At 60.5% G+C, this 23,588-nt stretch carries 18 protein-coding genes; 11 read left to right on the top strand and 7 right to left on the bottom strand.

The features are described 5' to 3' along the window. The first annotated feature begins 10 nt into the window (after nt 1-10). Entirely contained in the window at nt 11-1,615 is a 1,605-nt protein-coding gene (locus AC1DX3_RS15005) for a DUF4331 domain-containing protein (RefSeq protein WP_476990123.1), read from the top strand. 25 nt (nt 1,616-1,640) lie between these two features. Then, the gene (locus AC1DX3_RS15010) at nt 1,641-1,883 is read left to right on the top strand and encodes a hypothetical protein (protein WP_476990124.1); all 243 of its coding nucleotides are present in this window, start codon (nt 1,641-1,643) and stop codon (nt 1,881-1,883) included. A gap of 90 nt (nt 1,884-1,973) precedes the next feature. Here the strand turns inward: AC1DX3_RS15010 and AC1DX3_RS15015 are convergent, their stop codons facing one another. Further along, entirely contained in the window at nt 1,974-2,834 is an 861-nt protein-coding gene (locus AC1DX3_RS15015; RefSeq protein WP_476990125.1) for a DUF4198 domain-containing protein, read from the bottom strand. 177 nt (nt 2,835-3,011) lie between these two features. Here AC1DX3_RS15015 and AC1DX3_RS15020 point away from each other — a divergent pair, with 177 nt between their 5' ends. After that, the gene (locus AC1DX3_RS15020) at nt 3,012-3,572 is read left to right on the top strand and encodes a HupE/UreJ family protein (RefSeq protein WP_476990126.1); all 561 of its coding nucleotides are present in this window, start codon (nt 3,012-3,014) and stop codon (nt 3,570-3,572) included. Then, a complete protein-coding gene (locus AC1DX3_RS15025; protein WP_476990127.1) occupies nt 3,572-4,054 on the top strand; it encodes a hypothetical protein in 483 nt (160 codons plus the stop codon). The genes AC1DX3_RS15020 and AC1DX3_RS15025 overlap by 1 nt, the downstream gene beginning before the upstream one ends. On the opposite strand, the gene AC1DX3_RS15030 is transcribed toward AC1DX3_RS15025, so the two are convergent. The 3 genes from AC1DX3_RS15030 to AC1DX3_RS15040 all read right to left on the bottom strand — a co-directional run bounded on the left by AC1DX3_RS15030 (nt 4,055) and on the right by AC1DX3_RS15040 (nt 6,380). After that, on the bottom strand, nt 4,055-4,603 hold the full coding sequence (locus AC1DX3_RS15030; protein WP_476990128.1) for a cupin domain-containing protein: 549 nt from the start codon (nt 4,601-4,603) through the stop codon (nt 4,055-4,057). Next, nucleotides 4,590-5,195, bottom strand: a complete 606-nt coding sequence (locus AC1DX3_RS15035) for a sigma-70 family RNA polymerase sigma factor (protein ID WP_476990129.1) — start codon at nt 5,193-5,195, stop codon at nt 4,590-4,592. The genes AC1DX3_RS15030 and AC1DX3_RS15035 overlap by 14 nt, the downstream gene beginning before the upstream one ends. Nucleotides 5,196-5,543: 348 nt before the next feature. Beyond that, nucleotides 5,544-6,380 carry an outer membrane protein gene (locus AC1DX3_RS15040; RefSeq protein WP_476990130.1) on the bottom strand — a complete coding sequence of 279 codons (837 nt, stop codon included), beginning with the start codon at nt 6,378-6,380 and terminating at the stop codon, nt 5,544-5,546. A gap of 582 nt (nt 6,381-6,962) precedes the next feature. Here AC1DX3_RS15040 and AC1DX3_RS15045 point away from each other — a divergent pair. Beyond that, the gene (locus tag AC1DX3_RS15045; protein ID WP_476990131.1) at nt 6,963-7,370 is read left to right on the top strand and encodes a helix-turn-helix domain-containing protein; all 408 of its coding nucleotides are present in this window, start codon (nt 6,963-6,965) and stop codon (nt 7,368-7,370) included. A 63-nt stretch (nt 7,371-7,433) separates the two neighbouring features. Here AC1DX3_RS15045 and AC1DX3_RS15050 read toward each other — a convergent pair whose 3' ends face one another. Further along, complete coding sequence (locus AC1DX3_RS15050) at nt 7,434-13,523, bottom strand: hypothetical protein (protein ID WP_476990132.1); 6,090 nt, start codon at nt 13,521-13,523, stop codon at nt 7,434-7,436. A gap of 173 nt (nt 13,524-13,696) precedes the next feature. On the opposite strand from AC1DX3_RS15050, the gene AC1DX3_RS15055 reads away from it, so the two are divergent. The 3 genes from AC1DX3_RS15055 (at nt 13,697) to AC1DX3_RS15065 (ending at nt 18,309) form a co-directional block, all read left to right on the top strand. Continuing rightward, nucleotides 13,697-14,614, top strand: a complete 918-nt coding sequence (locus AC1DX3_RS15055; protein WP_476990133.1) for a peptidylprolyl isomerase — start codon at nt 13,697-13,699, stop codon at nt 14,612-14,614. A 126-nt stretch (nt 14,615-14,740) separates the two neighbouring features. After that, nucleotides 14,741-16,213, top strand: coding sequence for a methyl-accepting chemotaxis protein (locus AC1DX3_RS15060; RefSeq protein ID WP_476990134.1), 1,473 nt, complete (start codon nt 14,741-14,743; stop codon nt 16,211-16,213). A gap of 134 nt (nt 16,214-16,347) precedes the next feature. After that, nucleotides 16,348-18,309, top strand: a complete 1,962-nt coding sequence (locus AC1DX3_RS15065; protein ID WP_476990135.1) for a putative bifunctional diguanylate cyclase/phosphodiesterase — start codon at nt 16,348-16,350, stop codon at nt 18,307-18,309. A 236-nt stretch (nt 18,310-18,545) separates the two neighbouring features. On the opposite strand, the gene AC1DX3_RS15070 is transcribed toward AC1DX3_RS15065, so the two are convergent. Both AC1DX3_RS15070 and AC1DX3_RS15075 read right to left on the bottom strand, forming a co-directional pair. Continuing rightward, a complete protein-coding gene (locus AC1DX3_RS15070; protein ID WP_476990136.1) occupies nt 18,546-20,180 on the bottom strand; it encodes a long-chain fatty acid--CoA ligase in 1,635 nt (544 codons plus the stop codon). Nucleotides 20,181-20,628: 448 nt separating this feature from the next. Then, nucleotides 20,629-21,312 (bottom strand): DUF4197 domain-containing protein, encoded by a 684-nt coding sequence (locus AC1DX3_RS15075; protein ID WP_476990137.1) that lies wholly within the window; start codon nt 21,310-21,312, stop codon nt 20,629-20,631. Between the two features lie 209 nt (nt 21,313-21,521). Between AC1DX3_RS15075 and AC1DX3_RS15080 the strand changes: the two genes are divergently transcribed. The 3 genes from AC1DX3_RS15080 (at nt 21,522) to AC1DX3_RS15090 (ending at nt 23,507) form a co-directional block, all read left to right on the top strand. Beyond that, the gene (locus AC1DX3_RS15080; RefSeq protein ID WP_476990138.1) at nt 21,522-22,337 is read left to right on the top strand and encodes an OmpA family protein; all 816 of its coding nucleotides are present in this window, start codon (nt 21,522-21,524) and stop codon (nt 22,335-22,337) included. A 94-nt stretch (nt 22,338-22,431) separates the two neighbouring features. Then, the gene (locus AC1DX3_RS15085) at nt 22,432-23,055 is read left to right on the top strand and encodes a hypothetical protein (protein WP_476990139.1); all 624 of its coding nucleotides are present in this window, start codon (nt 22,432-22,434) and stop codon (nt 23,053-23,055) included. Then, the gene (locus tag AC1DX3_RS15090; RefSeq protein ID WP_476990140.1) at nt 23,052-23,507 is read left to right on the top strand and encodes an OmpA family protein; all 456 of its coding nucleotides are present in this window, start codon (nt 23,052-23,054) and stop codon (nt 23,505-23,507) included. The genes AC1DX3_RS15085 and AC1DX3_RS15090 overlap by 4 nt, the downstream gene beginning before the upstream one ends. Nucleotides 23,508-23,588 lie beyond the last annotated feature (81 nt).

The raw sequence follows: 23,588 nt of genomic DNA on the forward strand, positions 1-23,588 counted from the left end.
GAGGGTTTTCGTGAGAATTCTGCAACGCGGTGGCTTGGCCATCCTGACCACAGTAAGCGCCATAGGCCTATTGGCCGGTATTTCACCCAGTTTCGCCTCGAGCCACCGTGAGGCCCCCGGCATCACGAAATCGCCGAAGGTCGACGGTACCGACTTTTATATGTTCCGCAGCTATGAGCCGGGCCGCGACGGCTATGTCACCTTCCTGGCCAATTATCAGGGCCTGCAGGATCCCGGCGGCGGGCCGAACTATTTCACCATGGACCCGGATGCGGTCTATGAAATCCACGTCGACAATGTCGGCGACGCCAAGGACCACCTGACATTCCAGTTCAAGTTCACCAACACCCTGGTCAATGACAAGGGCATTACGCTGAACATCGGCGGCACGACCAACGCCATCGCCGTGCGCGCAGCGGGCCAGATCAGTGCCGCACCGACCGATCCGAGCCTCGGCGAAACCGAGTCCTATACCCTGACCCTGATCACCGGCGACCGCCATACCGGAACCCGTGCGGCCGTGACCGACGCCAACGGCGGCGGTATGAGCTTCGCCAAACCGTTGGACAATGTCGGCAACAAGACGATCCCCGATTACGCCGCCTATGCCAACAAATTCATCTATAACGTCAATATTCCTGGCTGTGCAACGGCCGGCAAGGTCTTCGTCGGCCAACGCGCCGACGCTTTCGCCGTCAATCTCGGCGCCGTCTTCGACCTGGTCAATTTCGTGCCGATCGAAGGCGACAGCGCGCCCGGCGCCCATGACGGCGGCGGCTTCCCCGGCGGCGTCACCCAAAGCCATGCCAATGACGAGGTCATGGGCAAGAAGAATGTCACGACCCTGGCGCTGGAAGTGCCGATCTCGTGCCTGACGGGCGACGGTAACGGCGTCATCGGCGGCTGGACGACAGCCAGTTTGCCGCAGGCCCGCCTCGTCGATCCGAACCCGAGTTACAAGGCGCCTACCGTCTCGGGCGGCGCCTATACGCAGGTGTCGCGTCTCGGCATGCCCCTGGTCAACGAACTGGTCATCGGTATGCCCGACAAGGACAAGTGGAATGCGTCGGAGCCTTCCGGCGACGGCCAGTTCGGCGCCTATGTCACTAACCCGACCTTCCCGGCGATCGCCAACCTGCTGTTCCGTGCGCCGGTCAACGCCACCTTGCATGCCAATATCGCCGACCTGGCACCGACCAACTTCCCGCGGAACGATCTGGTGGCGACCTTCCTGACTGGTATCGCTACGCTGAACCAGCAAAAGACTGTGACGCCGTCGGAAGAGCTCCGGCTCAACACCGCCGTGGCCGTGACGCCGCGCGCCAGCCAGGCCAATCTGGGTGTCGCCGGCGACGATCTGGCTGGTTATCCCAACGGCCGCCGTCCGGGCGACGACACAGTCGACATCACCTTGCGCGTTGCGATGGGCGCCCTGTGTTATCCGGTGCCGATCAATGGCCATCCTACCGCCCTGGGTCTGTGCACGCCGGCCGATGCGTCGGTCGGTAACGTCCCGTTCACCGACGGCGCACCTGTTTCGGCCACCGACGTTCAGAACAAGTTCCCTTACCTGAACGATCCGCTGCCGGGTGCGCCCTACTCGGCCCGTCATTGATCCATTTCAGACAAGGATTCACGCCATGAAGAAACTGATCATCCTCGCCGCCTTAGCCGGACTGGCCCTGGGCCTGTCCGCCTGCGGCGGCGGCAGTAGCGGCACGACCGTCGTCGTCACGCCGCCGCCCCCCGCCGATCCGAACGCCAAGTTCGGCACGGCCTTCGCGGCCGATTTCAAGAAGGACCCGAACTCGGCGCCGGCCTCGGTCGCCGCCGGCGACGTGGTGCCGGTCGATCCGACCGCCAAACCCTCGGAAGTCCATTAAGACTGTGGTTTAGCCAAAGCGAAAGGCCTGCATCATCCGGGATGCAGGCCTTTTTACTATCTGTCCGCAGGAAAACTTGCCGTCCTGAAATCAATGCGAATTCGGCGCGTAGCCGAAGGTCAGGCTGGAGAACATGGTCTCGTAATCTGCCTTTGGATCGCCAGCGATCGGCTTGGTCCACACGACATTGGCCTGCCATTCCCCTATACGAGGGATGTTCAAGGTCGCATTGCCTTGGGCGTCCGACTTGATGATCTGAGTAGGACGGTCGTCGAATTGCAGGTTATTCATCATCACCGTCGCGCCGGCCAGGGGTTTGCCGTAATAATAGATGCGCACCGGCAGGGTACCCTTGAACTCCGGCGCGTATGGATTGGCCAGGGGGACAATCTCCAAGGACATGCCAATCGGTCGGGTGGCGATGGCGTCGTCGGATTTGGTGTACGGCCCGACCTGGATCAGGGCCTTGGCGCGTCGGCTATAAACCTCCTTGCCATCAGCAGTGGTGGTATTGGTCTTCTGGCGCAGATCGAGCGCCGGCGTCATGCCTTCGAAGGTAATATAGTCGTTGAAACGGATATCCGGCAGCTCACTATAGGTGCCGTTGGTTTCGAAGACGAGGAGTTGCAGGCCGGTCTTGGGGAAATGCAGAGTCGTATCGACATTGGCGTCGCCCAGTTTGAGCTCGGGCCGGCGATCGAGATGGCTGCCGACGCTGAAGCTGTCGAAGCGGGTAACGCGATCGGCGGTGATCAGCGATTTTTGCCGGTTGGCGCCGTGGCCGACCTGGATGCTCATGGTCGTCGTGGCGCCGGGCGCCAGTTGGAAGGTGTTGGGCTGTAGCCAGAAATCGTGCGCCGAGGCGGCGATCGGCAGGCAGGTAAAGGCCGCCGTCGCCAAAAGGCCGACGGCCTTGCGCGCGATGTGTGGAAATAAGCTGGTGGTTGTCATCGCTTCGCCCTCTTCAAGCGTATCAGTGTCATAACGTCAGCACAGGACATCTGCATGTCATCGACCGGTCCGCGCCCGCCTCTCACCTATACGTACGAGCCGGCCATTCGGTCGCATGACCGGCAAAATTTCCCGCATTCCCCAGTTTCTTTGGCCCTAATCTTTTTAGCAACGGCCATGACCGTGATGGCCTTGGCCTGCCCGGCGGAGGCCCATGTCGGCACGGGCCTTGCCGGCGGTTTTGTTTCCGGCTTTTTCCACCCGCTCACCGGGTGGGATCACCTGCTGGCCATGGTGTCGGTCGGGTTGTGGGGCGCCATTCTCGGCCGGCCGTTGATCGTCGCCCTGCCGGTCATCTTTCCGGCCATGATGGTGGTCGGCGCCCTTATGGGTATGTTGCACGTGCCGATGCCGCCGGTCGAAATCGGTATAGCCTTGTCGGTCTTGGGGTTGGGTGGGGTGATTGCCTGCGGTTACAAGGCGCCGGTATGGCTGGCCTGTGTCCTGGTCGCCGTCTTCGCCATCTTCCACGGTTATGCCCACGGGCGGGAACTGCCGTCAGCCGCCGATCCGGTCGGTTACAGCACCGGCTTCGTGCTCAGCACCGGCCTGCTGCATGTGTGCGGCATCGTTATCGGCCTGATCTACGCGCATCCGAAGGGCAAGCTGGTCGTCAAGGGCCTGGGCGCTGCTATCGTCCTGGCCGGTTGCTTCTTCATGTACCAGGCAGCGGCCTGATGCGCGGGGCCATTCTTCCCGATGCCCTGCTGGCGGCGGCCGTTGGCATGGTCCTGAGCTACGCCGAGCCCAGGATTGCGCGCCAATCGGCAGTTGTCATGGTTGTGGCGGCCACAGCGATTGCGGTGCTGCCGTGGGCTGGGGTGTCGGACGATATCGCCTTTAACGGTTGTTGGGTCAGTCTCCTGCTGACGGCCGCCAGCGTGCATATACCGAAGGCCCCGAACCCGTGGCTGTCGCGCGGTCTGGCGCTCAATGCCGGCTTCTGGGCTGGGCTGGTGACGCATGTTCAGGGCGGGGCTGTGATGGTGCTGATGGGTTTGCCGCTGCTGTTGCTGGTCGTGCCCGGGCAGATGGTTGTCAAGCGTGGCTGGGGGATCGCCATCAAGGTGGCGTGCAGTTGGCTGATCGCCATCGCAGCTTTGGAAATCGGATTGATGATGGTACCGACGCCCGGCTATGCCCCGGATCACATGGATTAATTACGGCTGAATGTTCAGGTCGCCTCGGATATAGACCAGGGCACCGGGGCGACTGCTCAAAGGACCATGGCGCGAGCCCGGCAGGGCCATATGGAGTTCGCCGGCGCGAATAGTCATGCCGTCGACCTCGATTTCGCCTTCGAGGACCAGGCACTCCTCGATGAGCGCGTGACCATGGTTGGGAACCGAGGCGCCGGCCGCAACCCGGTAAAGGATGCCGCTGACCATGGCCGCCTTGTCGACGAACAGAACCTTGCGCTCGATGCCAGGCAGGAACGGTTCCCAAGTCAGTTCGTTGGTGCGAACATTGCGGGTATTGGGAGATTTTTCATCATCGTCGATGGCGAGTTCGATGCGCTCCCAAAGACCGGCTGGCGGGTCTTGCGGTGAAACGTGGCGATCGAGGATGGAAAAGATATCTTCGTAGTGCGATACGCGGGCTGCAAAGTGCTCGTCATTGGCCATGCGCTTTTCGGCCGCGACGAGCTCGCTGAGGTCGGCTACGCCGAGGGCGTAACGTGCCGCCAGGAAGTCGTCAGGTTCGCTCATATCCGTTTAAAGCGTCTCTCAGTTGCGCCAGTCCACGACGGATCCAGCTTTTTGCAGTTCCGACCGGAACCTGCATTTCGGCGGCCAGTTCCTCATGGGTAAGGCCAAACGTATAACAAAGATGAAGCGCCCGGTTGACGTCCGGTTTCAGGGCGTCAAGGCACTTGCGCACCGTTATATAGCTCTCCGGATCGCCAAATCCAGATGTAATCTCATATTGCGGCTCAAGCGTGGCGACGTCCTCAGCTAAACCCAACACTTCACGCCTAGCGATCCGCAGGCGGTCAATGGCCTTGCGCCGCGTCACCGAAAATAGCCAAGTCTCGGCATTGCCGCGGCGAGCATCAAACTGATGCGCCTTGCGCCAAACCGTGACGAAGACGTCCTGCAGCAAATCTTCCGCAACTTCCCTTCGCCTTACCATACGCAGGAGGACGGCAAACAGACGCGCGGATATTAGGCCATACAGCGATTTCAGGGCCAATTTATCGCCATTGGCGACGCGTTCGAGCAGGAAATTGAGATTGACGGGCTCAGGCACACGCGCCCTCACTACCGGAACGGACTGGATTTCCAGGATGGCACTGATCATTCCAGCTCTCCCAATATGACGAATCCATTTCCGCCCGCAGGCGATAAAGATTCAATGTGTCAGTGTCGAAGTTAGATGGGCGCATGGACAACAAAGCCCTTCCCTGGCGTACTGTGGTAAAAAGGCCTGAAATGCGGGAGGCACAACCTCCCGCACCCCGACCAACGGCCAGGACTTGCACACCACGTCGCGAGGGCCGCTGCGAGGCAAGGCTGTCCTGGTCCGTCAATCATGCTGTCCACCGGACGGCAGAACAGATACGCTGCTTACGCAGGGTAAGATGACTCAAAAGGCAAAAAAATCACCGGGCCTGGTGGTCCGGTGATTTGTGGCAGGCGTGGTCGGGAATTACATGGCGCCGAAGCGATAGGTTGCGGTGACCATCACAGCGTCGTTCTTGAACTCGTCGTCACTTCGGCGAATGTCGGTGCCGGCGGTGTTGACGATCAGGAAGGGGTTGGAGGCAAAAGTATTGGCGCTAGGGCCAGCCAGCACTGAGACGCCGCGGTCGCGCAACGAGGTGTGGAGATATTCCAAACCGACAGACCAATGATCGTTGAAGGCCTTTTCGACCCCGATACCGACCTGATAACCGCGGCCGTCCTTGCCATTGCTGGCGGTAAAACTATTGAAGGCGTTGGTGGTTGAAAACGTGCGGTCGATGTCGGCCCAGGCGAAGCCGGCCGTGCCGTACATCAGCCAGTTGTCATAGGCATAACCAATGCGGCCGCGGATGGCCGTAACAGCGTCCGCCTTGCGGGTAAAGACATAGTTGTCGGGTGCGGTGGAGAAGCCGGAAACACTGTCACGCATCTTCATGCCGGTGACGTCGGCGACGATGCCATAGACGAAGGCGTCGCTTTGCCAGTCATAGCCGACACGAAGGCCAAGCGCGCTTTCGCCGCCGGCCTTATGACAACCATCAGCCGGTGCCGTGCCTTGGGCGGTGCCGCGGCAGAAGCCCGGCTGGAAAGCGTTGCTGCCGGTAAAGGTATTGACTGTGTCGCCATATGTACCGTTTCGGTCAGTATCGAACTCCAGCGTTTCGCCGTGACCGGTTGCATGGCCCCACCCGGCTACCCCGGAGACATAGGGTCCGCTCCAGGTCTGGGCAGAGGCGAGGGATACGGTCGCGCCAAGAGCGGTGACGGCGAGCAAGGATACAGTGAGCGCTATCTTTTTCATGGCAAGACCCCGAGTTGAAGCCAGCCGAAAACCGGCTGATTTTCACACTACGGGCGAAAGCGGCTTTCGGATGCAGCCGCTGCGTCTTGCGCTCCATAACAGGGCTGATTATTCTCACTTTCCCGATCTGACTAGCATCTTCTATGGCAATGGCGCTCCCCGGCGGACACAACGAACAACAGGCCCGAAATGCGGGAGGCAGAACCTCCCGCGTCCCGACGGATGGACGAAGAACGCCATACCACGTCGCGAGGGCCGCTGCGAAATTAGGCTGTCCCTCGCCATCTGTCGTACCATCCAGCGGACGGCTGAACAGATGCGCTGCTGACGCGGGGTAAGATGACTCGCGAGCAAAAAATCATCCGCCCGCCCGTCGAAAGCGTCACCGCGACGGCGAATATCGACAGCCAGCGATGGATTTGGCTGCCAATTATGTTCAAACTTTCCGCCAAAGCACCCTATCCGTAATAAAGTTGCAATATTTTTGCCCCTTTCGAGTGTTTATGATATCAAGCGTCGCAGAAGTTGCTACGCAAAGTTAAGAATTGCGCGTATCAGTGCGAATCCCCATTTGAGGCATTCATGACTACCGAAGACAACAAATCCAATCCTGTCGATCTGCACGTCGGCGGCCGCGTCCGTATGCGACGTAAATTCCTTGGCCTGAGCCAGACCGATCTCGCCGATGCCCTCGGCCTGACGTTCCAGCAGGTGCAAAAATATGAGCGCGGTTCCAATCGGATCAGCGCGTCGAAACTGTTCGAAATCGGCCGGACGCTGAAAGTGCCCGTCGCCTACTTCTTCGAGGGCTACGGCCAGAACGAAGCGGTCGAAGGTTTCACCGAATCGCAGTCCGAGCAGGCGGTCCACGGCTTCCTCATGACGACGGAGGGCATCGAAATCGCTGAAGCCTTCCCGCGCATCAAGAATGCCAAGCATCGCCGCAAGGTAATGGAACTGGTCCGCACCCTCGCCGAAGACGACGCGTAAAGAATCAAGGCCAGGGGCAAGCTCCTGGCCTTTTCTTTGGCGGTCACGTCACCCAATCGCGCATTACCAAACGATATGGCTGAGGAAGGCGGCATCTGTAGATGTCGTGTTCTGCACGGTGATGACGTTCCCTCCGCCCAGGTCGATCACCGAATCGAGTCCCACCTGGGTGATGAAGGCCGTGTGCGGCGTGCCGTGGGCATAGGCGGTGACGTCGATCTTATCCCCCTCGCCCGCCGAAAAATCGGTAATGATGTCGAGGCCACTGTGGACGCCGAAAGCGAAGGTGTCGGCACCCGTTCCGCCGGTCAGGGTATCGTTGCCGGCGCCGCCGGTCAGGCTGTTATTCCCCTTGGTGCCGACCATGACATTGGCCAGGCCGTTGCCGGTTCCGTTGAGATTGGCGGCTCCGGTCAGGGTCAGGTTCTCAACATTGTTGCCGAGGACGAAGCTGACCGAGCTGAAGACATTGTCGACGCCCTGGCCGGAATATTCCGTGACGGTGTCGCCGATATTGTCGACATAGAAGATATCGTTGCCGTTGCCGCCGCGCATGGTGTCGGCCCCCTTGCCGCCATCGATGACGTCATTGCCGTCGGCGCCGCCCAGCGTATTGTTGCCGACATTGCCAGTCAGGTGATTGTCGAGCGCATTGCCGGTGCCGAAACGAACGCCGGAGCCGGTGAGGATCAGGTTCTCGATGTTTAATCCCAGGGTGTAGGTACCGTTGATCGCGATCGTATCATTGCCGGAATTGCCGTATTCGGTGACGACATCGAGCTTGTTGTCGACATAGTAGCGGTCGTCGCCCTGGCCACCCTTCATGGTATCGCCGCCCTTGCCGCCGTCGAGCGTATCATTACCCAGGCCGCCACCCAGATTGTCGTTGCCCTCACCGCCGATCAGCTTGTTATTGCCGTCATTGCCGATAATAGTGTTGTTCAAGGCATTGCCGGTGCCAGCGGTATTGCCGGTGCCGGTCAGGGTCAGCTTCTCGACAAACGCGCTCAGGGTATAGGTGCGTGTGCTGATAACGGTGTCGCTGCCGCCGCCGTTTAGCTCGGTCACGACATCGCCGGCATTGTCGACATAGTAGGTGTCATTACCGGTCCCGCCGGTCATCCTGTCGGCGCCAGCGCCGCCATTGATGACATCATTGCCGTCCAGGCCGACAAGTATGTTTCTACCGGTGTTTCCGGTCAGGGCGTTGTCGTCGGCGGTGCCCGTGCCGTTGAGATTCGCCGACCCGGTCAGAACGAGATTTTCGAGATTGGCGGCCAGGGTCGTTGTGAACGACGTCCTCAGGGTGTCGTTGCCCTGGCCGGTGGATTCGATGACCCGGTCAAAGACATTGTCGACGACATAGGTATCGTTGCCAGCCCCGCCGGCCATGACATCGCCGCCCGCGCCACCGTCCAGCCAGTTGTCGCCGACATTGCCGGTCAAGTTATTGGCGAGATAGTTACCTATGGCATTGATTGAGGCCGCACCGGTGAGGACCACGTCTTCGACGGACTTGACGAGGATCAGGTCTAAATTCACCGTAGAATAAACGGTATCGTGCCCTTCGTTTTCATTTTCACGCACCACATCCAGCACATTGTCGACATAGAAGCTGTCATTGCCTTTGCCGCCGATCAGGATGTCGACGCCGGCCCCGCCATCCAGCCTGTTATCGCCGTCATTACCGCCCAGTGTATCGTCGTAGGCAGTGCCGATGACATTTTCGATGCTGAAGACGTCGGGCGAATAGTAGGTGAAGAGCATACCGGATGCGAGGTAAAAATATACTCCGCCGGCAAAATTGGCCAGGCTCAGCGTGTCACTGCCGGCGCCGCCGTCATACCACCCCTGCCCGTCCGCCAACAGCACGTCGTCGCCGGTACCACCGTACAACAGGTCGCCCGCCCCACCGGTGAGCGTATCATCGCCGCCATTGCCGAAGATGGAATCGAGCCCCGCCGTTCCGCTCACCGCGTGTCCGGCTTCTCCGTCATTGATGATCTTGCCGGTCAGCACGCGCACCGTGAACTGGTGAGTCGTATTGCTGCCGATATCACCGCTGACCGAGAACTGGAACCCGGGCGTATAATAGGGCGAGTAGATATGGTGGAAACTGACCTTACCGGCTTCTAGTTGAGCCTCGGTGAAGGTGGACGCAGATACGCCATCGACCAGGATCTCGCAATCGTTGATATTATAGGCTTGGAAGGTGGCTGTGCCGCCCGACACGGCATTCAGGTCGTCCGTCGTGAGCACGGTGGTGCCGTTTTTGAATAGCGTGGCGGTCCAGTCGCCGGACACGACTGACGGGCTGATAGTATGCGCAATATTGACAGTCTGATCGTTGAATTTCAGCGTCTCGAAGTTGCGCATGTAAAATTCGCGACTGCCTGTCCGCACGATCCACAGATCGACCCGGCTTTCCGTCAAGGTATAATCGGCGTAGTTCCCGGCCAGGATCAGCGTATCGTTGCCCGCGCCACCATCGACGTCCGTCGTCGCCGCGCTCATGGTTATGGTATCGTCGAAACGGGAGCCCGTGGCGTTTTCGATGCCGATCAGGGAATCCATGCCCTCGCCGGTATTCTGTGCCGTGGTGAGGTTGAGATCGAGGGTGATGCTATGGCCGGCTTGGCTGAAATCCACCATGTCGACACTGTCGCCACCATCCAGTCGGTCATTGCCGAGACCACCGGCCAGCCAGTCGAAGCCGGCATTGCCGACAAGTATGTTGTCGGCATCATTGCCGATTAGCATGTCGTTGCCGGCGCTCCCCGTGGCGTTCTCGATGACGACGCCCGCGGCGATGGAAAATCCGCCGGCGACACCGGTATTGTAGGAGATGTAGCCGCCACCGCCGACCGCATCCAGCAAGGACGCCGGCCGCAGATCGATAAGTGCATCGCCGGCGCCGGCGACGATGGTGTCCGTGCCGCTGCTGTCCCAGATGGCCACATAGCCGGTCGAACCCGTCGCCAGGCTGGGCAGGTTGTAGATGGTATTCCCGGCATGGGCCGTCACCGCGCCATAAAGCTGTTGCGCTGCGGCGATATCCAAAGCCATCGGCCCCATCGGCCAACCATAGGTAAAGTCGTAGTAGCCGTCTGGCACGTAGGACGGCGGATTGGTCCACAGGGCGGTCGTCGCCATGACGGTGAAGATACCCTGGTTGAGCCCGTCATCGCCGTATTGCGGCGCGTTGTGCACCGGCTCCAACGGCACGTGGGTGGCGCTCCAGCTGTCCGGATGGACCAGGCCCATGGCGTAGCCCGCCGCCTGAAGAAATTCGGCATACCATACTGATCCGGGATTGAGCCCGTCGGCAGTAGTCCAGTTTTGCGGCACGGACACCACATGCTGACCGGAAACGGACGCCACGGGCACATTGCTGAGGTGGGAATCGATGACCATGACGAGGTCAGCCTGGCTGGCGCTGGCGACCTGGCTGAAGGTCACGTCGGCGACGCCAGACCAGGCGTCGGCCGCCGCCATGAAGGCGGAGACGTCTGAGGCTTTCCACGACGCGGTCCCCGTGTGGCCGTCATAGGTCTGGCCGCTGGTGGCAAAATAAACCTTGAGCGTGTGGCCGGTTACCGGCGCACCGGATTCGATGGCGGTGACCGGATTCGGGGGCGGTGCGGACTGAGCCGTGACGGCATAGCCACCGGTCGCACCGCCCTGGCCATGGACGGCGACGAAATAGCTGCCGGTGGACGGCACGGTCCAGGAGAGCCCGGCCGCGCCCGCGGTGGCGCCCAGATCGCTGGATGCGATGAGTTGGCCATTGCCGTCCATCAACGCGATGGCTGCGTCGCCCAGAGGACTGGCGCCATCGGGCGTCGCCGTGAAATAATAGCTTTGGCCGGCCGTCAGTTCGACCCGGAACCAGTCGGCGTCCGCCGCAGCATCGATCGTGCTATGCGCGGCGGCACCGAGAGTCAGGCTGGTGCCGGTGTTGACCCCACTGAAGATGTCGTTGGTTGCCGCGGCGCTGACGGTATAACCGCCGCCGACATTGCCCCCCCCCTTGATACTCAGATAGTAGAGGCCGGACGTGGGTGCGGCGAATTCGAGATGCGACGAACCGCCCGTGCCGTGTTGGCCAGCGATCGGGTTCCCGTCGGCATCGCGAAGGTCGACTTGGGTGGTGATTGGTGACGCGCCGGTGCCCTGGACATCGAAGACATAGGACTGCCCGGCCGTGAGCGCGACGGCATACCAGTCGCTTTCAGGGGTCGAATATCCGGAATAGACGCTCCCGTCCGGTTGATAGATGGTGCCGGCGACCGGTTGGCCCAAGGTCAGGACTGCGGTCGTGGCTGGTGTGGACGCCACCGTATCGGTCACACCAAAACTTATCGTATAACCGCCGACACCGGAATTGGCGGTTGTGTGGAAATAATAGGTGCCTGTCGCGGTGGTTTCGAACCGGTACGTAAGGGTCGGATTGTTGAAGTTCGACACCAATGGGACCTCGATATAGGCCGGGGCTTCAAATTCCAGCGACGTCGTAAGGACGCCATTGTCGCCACGCACTGATAGGTCGTAAGTATAGCCAGCGACGAGGTCGACAGCGAACCAATCGGAATCACCGACATAATCGATAGCGCCATGAAATGCCTGAGCGACCGACACGGGCACGGCCGTCGCGTGCGTCGATCCCTCCAGATCATTCACCTGAGTCATGGTGAGGAAGTAGTCGCGTTGCGTGGCGTAGCTGGTATCGGTGGCCGAAAGATAAACGGTTTGGTCTGTGGTGGAGGTATAGACAAGCGAGTCAGGATCGCCGTAACCGCCAACCTTGACATAGCTCAGGGCTTTGCCATTGGCATTAACCAGCGACAAAGCCTCATTGCTGTAAACGGGCCCGCCCTGCGTAAATACGTAGGTTTGGCCGGCTTTTAGGTGAACGGCATACCAGTCGACATCACCACTGGAATCAATAAAGCCGTGCGTCATTTTGCCGGAAGTTAAGGTCTGGCTTGTAGCCGAGCTGGCTGGAAGGTCGGGGAGGACCAGTTCGCTAATAACCGTGTAATCAAAGATATGTGTACCGCCGCTGACGACCAGATCATAGGTGCCGGTGGTGGCTGCGGTAAAGGTGATGTGAGCGGCCCGGCCGGCACCGAATTCCCTGGGACCATATAGAGCGTCTACGCCAGTGTCGCTGGCAACGCCGTCAAAGGACAAGGTATTGCTTGAAGGACCGTCGAAATAAAAACTATAGGTCGAACCCGCGGTCAGATGGAAGGCGAAGGTATCGGTATCGGCGGAACCGGCAAGCGTGCTGGATATATCGTGTCCAACCACCGCGTCAACTGGGCCGGCAGCGTCTATATCGGGCGCTGCCTGGGAGAAGCCTACGGAATAGCCGCCACCGTGGGCATTGACGTAGGGATAGTTGTTCGGATTGTTGACCACCGTGGAGCCAACAGCGATGAAGTACTTGCCGCTAAAATCGGCCGTGAAATAAAAGGTGGCCGACCCAGTGCCATCTCCAGCGAACGAAGCGCTGGCGACGTTCCACGAAATTCCGTCGCTTTTTCTAACGTTAAGCGACAGGATGCCATCGGTCAGCGCCTCGATATCGCCCTGTTGCTTGGAGTTCAGAACGAACATGTATGTCGTGTTGGCGACCAGGTCGATGCCATACCAGTCGCTATCGTGGATGCCTTGTGCCACACCGTCGACCATCTGCCCTTCGGTGGCCGTCGCGGTCGTCGTTTCCCAGCCGTCGATCTGGTCGGCAGGCATCTGAACGGCTTTGACGGTATAGTGACCCTGCCCCCCCGTACCGGAGGCGGACACATAGTATTTGCCGGTCTGAGTGACCTCGTAACTCACCCAAGCGCTGCCCCCCAAACCATCGGCGTGATCGCTGGCGAGAGTGGCTGTCACCTCTCCAAACAAATTGGGTCCATAAAGTGTCAGAGAAGGATTCGCCAGGGCCGAGACGCCCGAACCACTGACCATGAAGTAATAGATCTGGCCCGCGATCAGGTCGACTTCATACCAGTCCTGGTCATCGGCGGATTGTACATCCCCTGCGACGGCGACACCCAGTGTCAACTTCGCCGGTGTGGTGGTATCGGCGGGCAGGTCGGCGCCGTTGATATCCGACGCAATTTCGCCGTGAACCGATTTCAGCATGTCTTCCCCCCTGGTAAGCGCAACCGCGATGGCGCACACACGCAGCAAGGCATACCAGAATCTCGCACGCGGAAAAAGGGTGTTCCATCTTTTTCGGCCGGCCGGCTTGAACATTTTATCCTTGCGGGATCGCTCCTACAGGTTAGTCTCACGCGAAACGAAGGAGACAGCCCATGCGTAACCCTACCGCCCTTGCCATGTCGGCCTGTCTGGCTATTGCCGCGCTCGGTTTGATGGCCGCGGCGCCGGTGACGCAACAGGGCACGCCGGCGGCGCCCAGCCCGCAGGAGGTGCTCGACGCAGCGCCGGTCGACGCCTGGCGCGATGTGCCGGCCGAGGACCTTGTGGTCATGACCCTGGCCGACGGCAGCGTGGTCGATTATCAACTGGCGCCTGATTTCGCGCCCGTCCATGTCGCCAATATCCGCCAGCTGGTGCGCAGCGGTTATTTCGACGGCGCCTCGATTCTGCGCGTTCAGGACAATTATGTCGTGCAGTGGGGCCGCCCCGACGAGGACAAGACCGAAGCCAAAGGCATCGTCGCCGTGCCGCCTGCCGAATATGATTTCCCGGCTGCCGGCGTCGCCATGAAGGCCCTGCCCTATCGCGACGCCTATGCCGACCATGTCGGCCACGTCAAATCCTGGCCGGTGGCCGGCGACGGCACAACCGATTGGCTGATCCATTGCTACGGCATGATCGGGGTGGCGCGCGACGTGCCTCCCGACACCGGATCGGGCACACAGCTCTACACCATTATCGGCCATGCGCCGCGGCACCTGGATCGCAACCTGGCGGTCGTCGGGCGCATCGTTTCCGGCATGGACCTGTTGGCCGACCGGCCGCGCGGCACGGAAGAGCTCGGTTTTTACAAGGATGACACGCAACGCATCAAGATCGTGTCGGCGAAGATGGCCAGCGATATGGACGCGGCCACCCGGCCAGCGTTCCAGATTCTCGACAGCGACACCAAGACTTTCGATACCTGGCTGAACGCCAAGGCCAACCGTTCCGGCGCCTTTTTCGTCCGCCCGGCCGGCGCGGTCGATATCTGCAATGCCTTGCCGCCGTTCCGTGTCAAGACGTCCTGACCGACATCTCACGCACAACCCGGAGCAACGGTCGCCGGTAAATCTCTTGTTAAACTTAAACGTCCATCATTTAAACCATAAGTATATATGGCGGCAAGATCGTCATCGGTTTATGAGGGCGCGTACATGTTTTTTAAACCTGCCAATGCCGACCATCAGGGCATTGTCGACGCTCTGAATGCGTCCCAGGCTGTTATCGAATTCACGCCCTCCGGCAATATTTTGACGGCCAACGCGAACTTCCTCAAGGCGGTCGGCTATAGCCTCGACGAGATTTCCGGCCGCCACCACAGCCTGTTCTGCAATCCGGATGAGGTCAAGGGTGAGGCCTATGGCCGCTTCTGGCAGGACCTTGCCCAGGGTCATTTCGCCTCGGGCGTTTTCAAGCGTTTCGCCAAGGGCGGGCGCGTGCTGTGGCTGCAGGCGACCTATAATCCGATCCGCGATACCTCGGGCAAGATCGTCAAGGTGATCAAGTTCGCGTCCGACATCACGGAGCAGAAGCTGCGCGAAATCGACTTCAACGGCAAGGTCGACGCCATCAGCCGCGCCCAAGCGGTCATCGAATTCACCCCGGAAGGCGTGGTGCTGACCGCCAACCCGAACTTCCTCGACGCCGTCGGTTACAGCCTGAATGAAATCGTCGGTCAGCACCACCGCATGTTCTGCGACAAGGTCCAGGCGGGTTCGCCGGAATATGCCGAATTCTGGAACGCTCTGCGCCGCGGCGAATTCAAATCCGCCGAGTATCGCCGCATCGGCAAGGGCGGCCGCGAACTGTACATTCAGGCGACCTATAATCCCGTGTTCGACGACACCGGTGCCGTGGTCAAGGTCGTTAAGTTCGCCATCGACATCACCGACACCGTCGAACGCCGTATGCGCGGTGCGGCGCTTAACCGGAACCTCGGCAGTGTCGTCACCCGCATTTCCGACGCCCATCAGCGCGCAACGATCGCCGCCACGGCCTCGACCGAAACCGGCGCGATTATCAACTCCGTCGCTGCGGCCTCGGAAGAGCTGAGCCAGAGCGTGCGCGACATTTCGCACAGCATGGGCTTTACCCGTCAAAGCGTCGAAGGCGTCTTTCGCCATACCGAGAACGCCACCAGCTCGGCAGGATCGCTCAACCGCACGGCCGCGGCCATGAACAATGTCGTCGCTCTGATTCAGAGCATTGCCGGCCAGATCAATCTGCTGGCGCTCAACGCCACGATCGAATCGGCGCGCGCCGGTGAAGCCGGCAAGGGCTTTGCCGTCGTCGCTTCGGAGGTCAAGCAATTGGCTAATCAGGCGGCCAATTCCACCAAGACCATCGCCAGCGAAATCGCCAACATGCAGTCGGTCACCGGTGAGGTCGTCGAGGCGCTGTCGCTGATTTCCGGATCGATGAACAAGGTCATGGAAAATGTCACCTCGGTCGCCAGCACGCTGGAGCAACAGAACGCCGTGACCCAGGAAATTACGCACAACATGCAGTCGGCCGTCACCGCCGTCAACGATATCAATGAAAGCCTGGACACGATCAGCGTGACCTTCTCCGAGGTCGCTGAGGCATCGGAAAAGGTCAAGAAGGAGATGGACGAGTTAGCTGCGTAAAATTTGGTACGACTAACGGAATCTACACCTAACCGCATTAGCGTGAGCGGACATAAGGACCGGGGGTCGGCGGCCGGGTCGAAGAGCGCCAAAAGTCTTACCCGGATTTTAGGGCACCAGAAACGGTAGCGGAAGTGAAACCCATCAGCGTCAAACCTTTTGTCGATCTCTTTCGCAGCCCGACCGACAATATGGAATTGATGCGCGCGCAGTACGCCGCTTTTTCCAAGCAAATCCCGCTGCTCTATTTCATCCTGACGACCAATTCTCTGGCGGCCGCCTATACCTTTACGCATTTCGCGCCGGCCTGGCTGGCGCTCTACGTGCCGTGCGGCCTGTCGGCCATCTGCATCATGCGCTGCGCCTGGTGGTGGCGGATGCGCAACAAGACATTCAGCGACGCCTATATCATCAAATATACGCGGATGACGACGCGGCTGGCGGCAGTCCTGACCTTTTCCTTCACACTTTGGGGCATCACGCTCTACCCTTACGGCGATCCCTATGCCCAGGGCCAGGTCGTCTTCTGCACATCCCTGACCGTCATCGGTTGCGTCTTCTGCCTGATGCACCTGCGGCCCGCGGCCTTGACCGTCACCATCGTCGCCAATACGCCGTTCATCCTGTATTTCCTGTTTTTCGAGCCCCATGCCAGCCTGAAGGCGGTGGCGATCAATCTGGCCCTGGTATCGGCCGCCATGATCATCATCCTGCTGGTCTATTCGCGCGATTTCGCCAAGCTGGTGGCGTCGCAGGCCGAGACACGGCGCTTAAGCGAAGACAATCTGCGCATCGCCAATCTCGACAGCCTGACGGGCCTGGCCAACCGACGCTGGTTCTTTACCGAACTGGACAAGGCGCATCAGACAGCGGCGGCGAAGGACCACGGCTTCGCCGTCGGCATTATCGACCTCGACGGCTTCAAGCCGGTCAACGATACCTATGGGCACATGACGGGCGACAAGGTCCTGGTCGAGGCGGCCCAGCGCCTGAAGGCGGCGTGCGGCAACGGCGTCGTCTTGGCACGACTGGGCGGCGACGAGTTCGGCATCATTATCGGCGACAGCCCGGGCGAAACGACGCTGCGGCGGCTGGGGATCGCCATCCGCGATACTTTGCGCCTGCCCTACGCCATCGGCACGTCGCATGCCTTGCTGGGGTGCTCGATCGGCGTCGCCGTCTATCCGGAATCGGCCCAGGATCCGGCCTCGCTGTTCGAACGCGCCGACTATGCGCTCTATCACGCCAAGCGCCACCTGCGCGGCCAGACCGTGCTGTTTTCCGCCGAGCACGAAGAACAGATCCGCAGCCACGGCGTCATCGAACAGGCCCTGCAAAATGCCGATCTCGAGCACGAAATGTCGCTGGTCTTCCAGCCGATTGTCGATATCCGCACAGGCCGCGCGGTCGCTTTCGAGGCCCTGGCGCGCTGGCATAGTCCGACGCTCGGTTTTGTCGCCCCGGACAGCTTTATTCCGGTCGCCGAACGCGCCGGCCTGATCCGCACCCTGACCAAGGTTCTGCTGGGCAAGGCGCTGGCGGCGGCGAAGACCTGGCCTGACGACATCCGGATTTCGTTCAACCTGTCGACCCACGACATCTGCAATGCCGAAAGCGTGGTGCAACTGATCGCCTTGATCAACCGCAGCGGCGTGGCGCCGAAACGCATCGATTTCGAGATCACTGAGACCTCGGTGTCCTATGATTTCACCCAGGCCCATGCGGCGGTACGGACGTTCAAGGCGTTGGGGGTCGGGATATCGCTCGACGATTTCGGCACCGGATTCTCCAGCCTCAGCCACGTTCACCGTTTGCCGCTGGACAAGCTGAAGGTCGACCGCAGCTTTATCACCGACATCAATACCAATCCGGCCAGTTTGAAGATCGTCAAGTCGCTGACGGCGCTATGCGCCGATATGGGGCTGACCTGCATTATCGAAGGCGTCGAGACCGACGCGCAATTGCAGACCTTGCGCGATCTCGGCTGCACCATGATCCAGGGCTATCTGTTCGCCAAGCCGATGCCGGCCGGCGAGGTCGTGCCTTACCTGTCCATGGAAGACAAGCTGCCGTCGCGGCGGCGGATGAAGCGGTAGTCTGCCGCCGGGCGATTCGGAGTAGATGTGGTCGTATTGGGGCTTTAGGCCGCGCTCCGAATCTTTTATGTTATTGATTTTATTATATTTTTGTGAATAAGCAGCGCTCCGAATAGCGTTTCCGGGGCGTTTATTTCGATGCCTCGACCCCAGACATGGCCCTGATCTGGCCAGGATTTGGGCACGATAAGGCGCCGCTATCGCCGGCACTCCGATTGTCGGTCGGACTTGTTAGGCTAAAGCTTCTGAGCCAGGGGATGGTCCTCGGCGCCGTAGAGGGCGCGCAGTTCGGTCTTGAGGATCTTGCCGGTGGCGGTATGCGGGATCTCGTCGACGATGATGTAGTCTTCCGGGATCCACCACCGCGCCACGTGGGGCTCGATGACCTTGCGCAGGTCGGCGGCCTTCAACGTGGCGCCGGGGTGCAGGGCCAGGATGAAGCGCGGTCGTTCGCTCCATTTCTGATCGGCGCGGGCGATGACGGCGGCTTCGCGCACCGCCGGGTGTTGCATGGCCAGGTTTTCCAGCTCGATCGACGAAATCCATTCGCCACCGGTCTTGATCACGTCTTTCGAGCGATCGACGATGTTCATGAAGCCTTCGGCGTCGATCGTGGAGATGTCGCCGGTGCGGAACCAGCCGTCGGCGGTGAACTGGTCGCTGTCGGGATTGTTGAAATAGCCCGAGACGATCCACGGGCCGCGGACTTCCAGTTCGCCGCGCTGGATGCCGTCCCATGGCAAGGGCTTGCCGTCGGGGCCGGTGATGCGCATCTCGATGCCGAAAGGCGCCCGCCCCTGTTTCAGCTTCAGCCGCATCTGGTCCTGAGGGCTGAGGGCGTCGTGCTTCGGGTCGAGGACGCTGACCGAACCGAGCGGCGAGGTTTCGGTCATGCCCCAGGCATGGACGACCAGGGCCTTATGGGCGGCAAAGCGTTCGATCAGGGTTTGCGGACAGGCGGCGCCGCCGACGACGACGCGGCGCATGGGCGCGACGCTTTGGCCTTCCTTGTCGGCATGGTTCAGCAGGTTCATCCAGATGGTCGGCACGCCGGCCGAGACGGTGACGCCTTCGGCACGGATGATTTCGAGCAGGCCCGGTCCGTCGAGGCGCGGTCCCGGCAGGACGAGACGGGCGCCGGCCAGGGCGGCGGCATAGGGCACGCACCAGGCATTGACGTGGAACATCGGCACCACCGGCATGACGGTCTCGTTCGGCGTGAAGCCGAACAGGCCCGGTTGGTTGATGCCCATGGCGTGGAGCACGGTCGAGCGGTGGCTGTAGAGGACGCCCTTGGGGTTGCCTGTCGTGCCCGAGGTGTAGCATAGGCCGGAGGCGGTGCGTTCGTCGAATTGCGGCCAATCGAAGGTGTCGCTTTCGGCCGCCAGCAGGTCGTCATAGCATAATGCCCGGTGCAGGATATTGCCGGGCATTTGCGCCCGCGTGCCCATGACAATGACCCCGCGCACGGTCGGCAGGTTGATGATCATGGCCTCGACCAGCGGTGCGAAGCACGGGTCGACGAAGATGTACTGGTCCTGGGCGTCGTTGATAATGAACTCGATCTGTTCCTTGAACAGGCGGGGATTGACGGTGTGACAGATAAAGCCGGCACCGGGGACGCCATAATAGAGCTCGAAATGGCGGTAATTGTTCCAGGCCAGGGTGGCGATGCGGTCGCCGCGCTTCAGGCCGAGACGAACGAGGGCATTGGCCAGTTGCCGCGTGCGTTTGGCGGCATCGGCATAGGTGTAATGATGGAGGCTCGAATCCTCGTTGCGAGAGACGATGTCCTTGGCCGGGTGATATTTGGCGGCATATTCGAGAATATTGGGGATGAGCAAAGGCGCATCCATCATCAAGCCCAGCATGGCGTTTCCCTTACATCTGCTTGCGGCGTCGTTGATCGGCGCTCGCCGGGGAACTTAACTACATCTTGACGCGAAGGTAAACTTATTTTTTGCGGGCTTGAGGCGATGATTTTGCGACAGGGAGGAGACGTTAGGTGTGGGCGAAGGGAGGCAAGGGGCGATTTCGGGCACGATTGTGACGTGTTTGAGGGCGGATAAAAGGGGCTTTGGGACGGGTTTGAGGCCCTTCAGGCGCCTTTGTATCTATAAAAGCGGGCGATAATGTTCAGAATTGCGGAGGTAATTTTGGACAGAGGTGGGTCGAACATGGCGTTTTGCAGCCCAAGTCGGAAAAAGTTCATCCAATTCTGTCCAATTATTTGGCCAATTATTTGGCCAATTAACTGGCCAATTATTTAGGCGGCTGTGCGCAGTTTCTGCCGTCAATAATACCCTCGGCCATCGCCAACTATCCGAAAATCGACTTCAGGATATCGGTCGTGCGTTTCAATGGATCGCGGCGGATGGCGATTTCCTCGGTCCCGACATAATGGAACAGGCCATTGAGCGCCAAACCAACGGCATAGGTGCCGAGATAGGTCCGGGCGTCGGTCTTGACCAGACCTTGCAGGTTGTTGCGCTTGATGGCGCGGTCGAGATAGTCGACGGCGCCGGTCGATTGCATGGCGTTTTCCATCGGCGGGGTGAAGGCCGTGGTCAGGCGCGGCGTCGTGGTCCTTTGCAGGTAATCGGTGCCCGAAGTGTTGCCGCCACGGATAATACCTGTCGCGTCCTTGATGGTCATGGAGGTAATGGCGTCGACGAACAGCCCCTTGGCGACCGGGGCGGCGCTTTCGGCGGCGCGGTTCATGCGCAGGTGGAGGTCGTCGAGCAATGCCGATTGGCCCAGCGGCTTTAGCAGCTTTTGCAGGTTGGCCATCGGCTTGGGCAAAGGGATCTTGATGGCGGGGTCGCCCCAGTAGCCGTCGGGTTTCGACACACGCGCCACGGCGGCTTCGGTGCCCTGTTTCAGCATTTGACGCAGGCCGTCCTGAGCCGTCTTGTCGCTCAGCAGTTTTTTCGCCAGGGCGTCGTCGGCGACGGCGAAAAGTCCGAAGCTAGCCAGGCCTGTCAGCAGATACCGGCGATCCATCGTGCCCTCCCCAAGGATGAAAACCCGACACTATCGCAAAGGCCGTGATGTTCCGAATGAAAATTTCTTTAATTTATGCCTGACAAAGAGGCGGCCCCGGGTAAGGACCGGAGCGCCAAAATGGCGACACTTCGAGCATAATTTGTGCCCCCGGTTGTGTTGCACCCGTCTGTTCGTTAACCTTCGTTAATTCGTAGCGGAGGGCTGCCGTGAAGAAGGCCTATATCCATGCCGCCGGCGTTTGTGCGCTGGGCTTGCTGGCGATTCTGACCTTGCCGGGTGCCGGCGGGCGTCTCGAATCACGCTTGCAGGCCGAGCTGGATAGCGCCCTCCAAGGTAAGGGGTTGACGGGCATCGAGGCCCGTTTCGACGGCCAGGCGGTCGACCTCGGCTATGGCGACGACGCCATCAAGGTCGTGCACGTCGATGACCCGAGCGCCCTGGGACCGCGCATGGCCTGGGCGGTCGATACGGCGCGCGATCTGCACGGCGGACTTTATGCCGACGGGCGCAGCGGCAAGCTGTGGGGACCGGTGACGCGCATCACCATCGACCAGCCGTCAATCGATGGCTTAAACGAAAAGATGAATGCGCAATTGCGCGATCGCGCCGCGGCCGCGGCCCAGGCGCGCGCCTGCACCGACGACGTCACCCAGGCGGTGGCCAGCCGCAAGCTGAGCTTCGTGTCGGGCAGTTACCAGCTGACGGCGGATAGCGGCAAGATACTCGACGATGTCTATGCCGCCATCCATGCCTGCCCGGGGCGGCTGGTGCTGCATGTCGATGGCTTTACCGACGATGTCGGCGACGATGAGGCCAATGTCGTGTTGTCGTCGGCGCGGGCCGATGCGGCGGCCAAGGGTTTGATCACGCGCGGGCTTGCGGCCAGCATGGTGCGCTCGGCCGGCCATGGCGAGGGCGATCCGGTCGCCGATAACACAACGCCCGAGGGCCAGGCCGCCAACAGGCGGGTGACCTTCACCATGACGGTGCCACCAGACTCGCCTTTTGGGGTGAAGCCATGATCTATCTGATTTATGAGCTGCGCTGGTTGATCGTCATCGCCCTGTTGCTGGGTGTGTTGTGCGGCTTCGTCGCCAAGCGGTTCGGGAAGTAGCCATGGTGATCCTGTTGCTGCAATCCCTAGCTGTGCTGGTATTGGCCTATCTCGTCGGCCTGCCGATCGGTAGCATTTTGGGGCGATGGCTGACACCGGCGAAGCGGCCGGTGGCGGTGCCTGAGCCGGCGGTTGAAGAGGTGCCAGCGGAGCCCGTGCCGCGGCCCCTGCCCGTCTATCGTGGTATCGATCTGGCGCCGGCGGTGGTGGCTGCCGCCGTCGCGCCGGTTAAACCGAAATGGGAAGAGACCATCTACTTCCCGACCTCGACATTCGGGATCGCCGTGCGGTGTTGCCCTCCGGAGATCAATATCGTCCGCCGTCCCCAGCGCTCGCCTTTGGCCGATCTGGCGCCGGCGGAACAGCAGGATATCCTGGCGCGGACGCGATTGTCGGAGGAGCCGGAACGGCTATGGAAGCCGCAGGACAGGGCTGACGACCTGACGGGATTGGGGATGAATGCCGACGAGGCACGGACCTTGAACGGGCTGGGGATTTTTCATGCCTGGCAAATCGCTGAATGGTCGCCGCAGCATGTGTTGTGGATCGCCCGGCGTTTGAAGGACCCCAGCCGGGTGGTCAATGACAACTGGATCGGCAAGGCGGCAAGGATGGCGGCGGCATGAGGAAGGTTCTTGCGATTTTTACCACCCTGATTCTTGCCATCATTGGCACGGCGCCGGCGTGCGGTTGGGAAGCAAGAGAATTCGCCGTAGATTTCGAAGATGGCAGTTCTGTTTTAACGACACGCGCTCTGAACGAAATTCAATTTGCCGCAGCCTATTGGAAAACGGCCGACACCGCGGATCGCCCAGTCGGTCATTATGCGATGGTTGTCGTAGGTCATGCCGACATCGATGAAAAAACATCCGACGTCGTCGAACTATCGCATCAGAGAGCCATCGCCGTCGCGGATGCGCTGGTGGCTTCCGGGATACCCTATGGCGACATTGCCGTCGATTGGAAGGGAGTGGAACGGCCGGCAACCTGGTTAAACGGCAGAACCCAAGTAGAGGCCAATCGCCAGACGACGATCGACCCGCAGTTCTTCAGCTCCCGTCCTTTCCCACAAAATTGAATGTCCTGAGATTGGGTGAGGCGCGACGATTGACGCCGTACATTGTGTCTTCGTCGGTGATCCCCTCACCCAACCTTCGGC

Source organism: Asticcacaulis sp. P2_B1 (assembly GCF_056404915.1).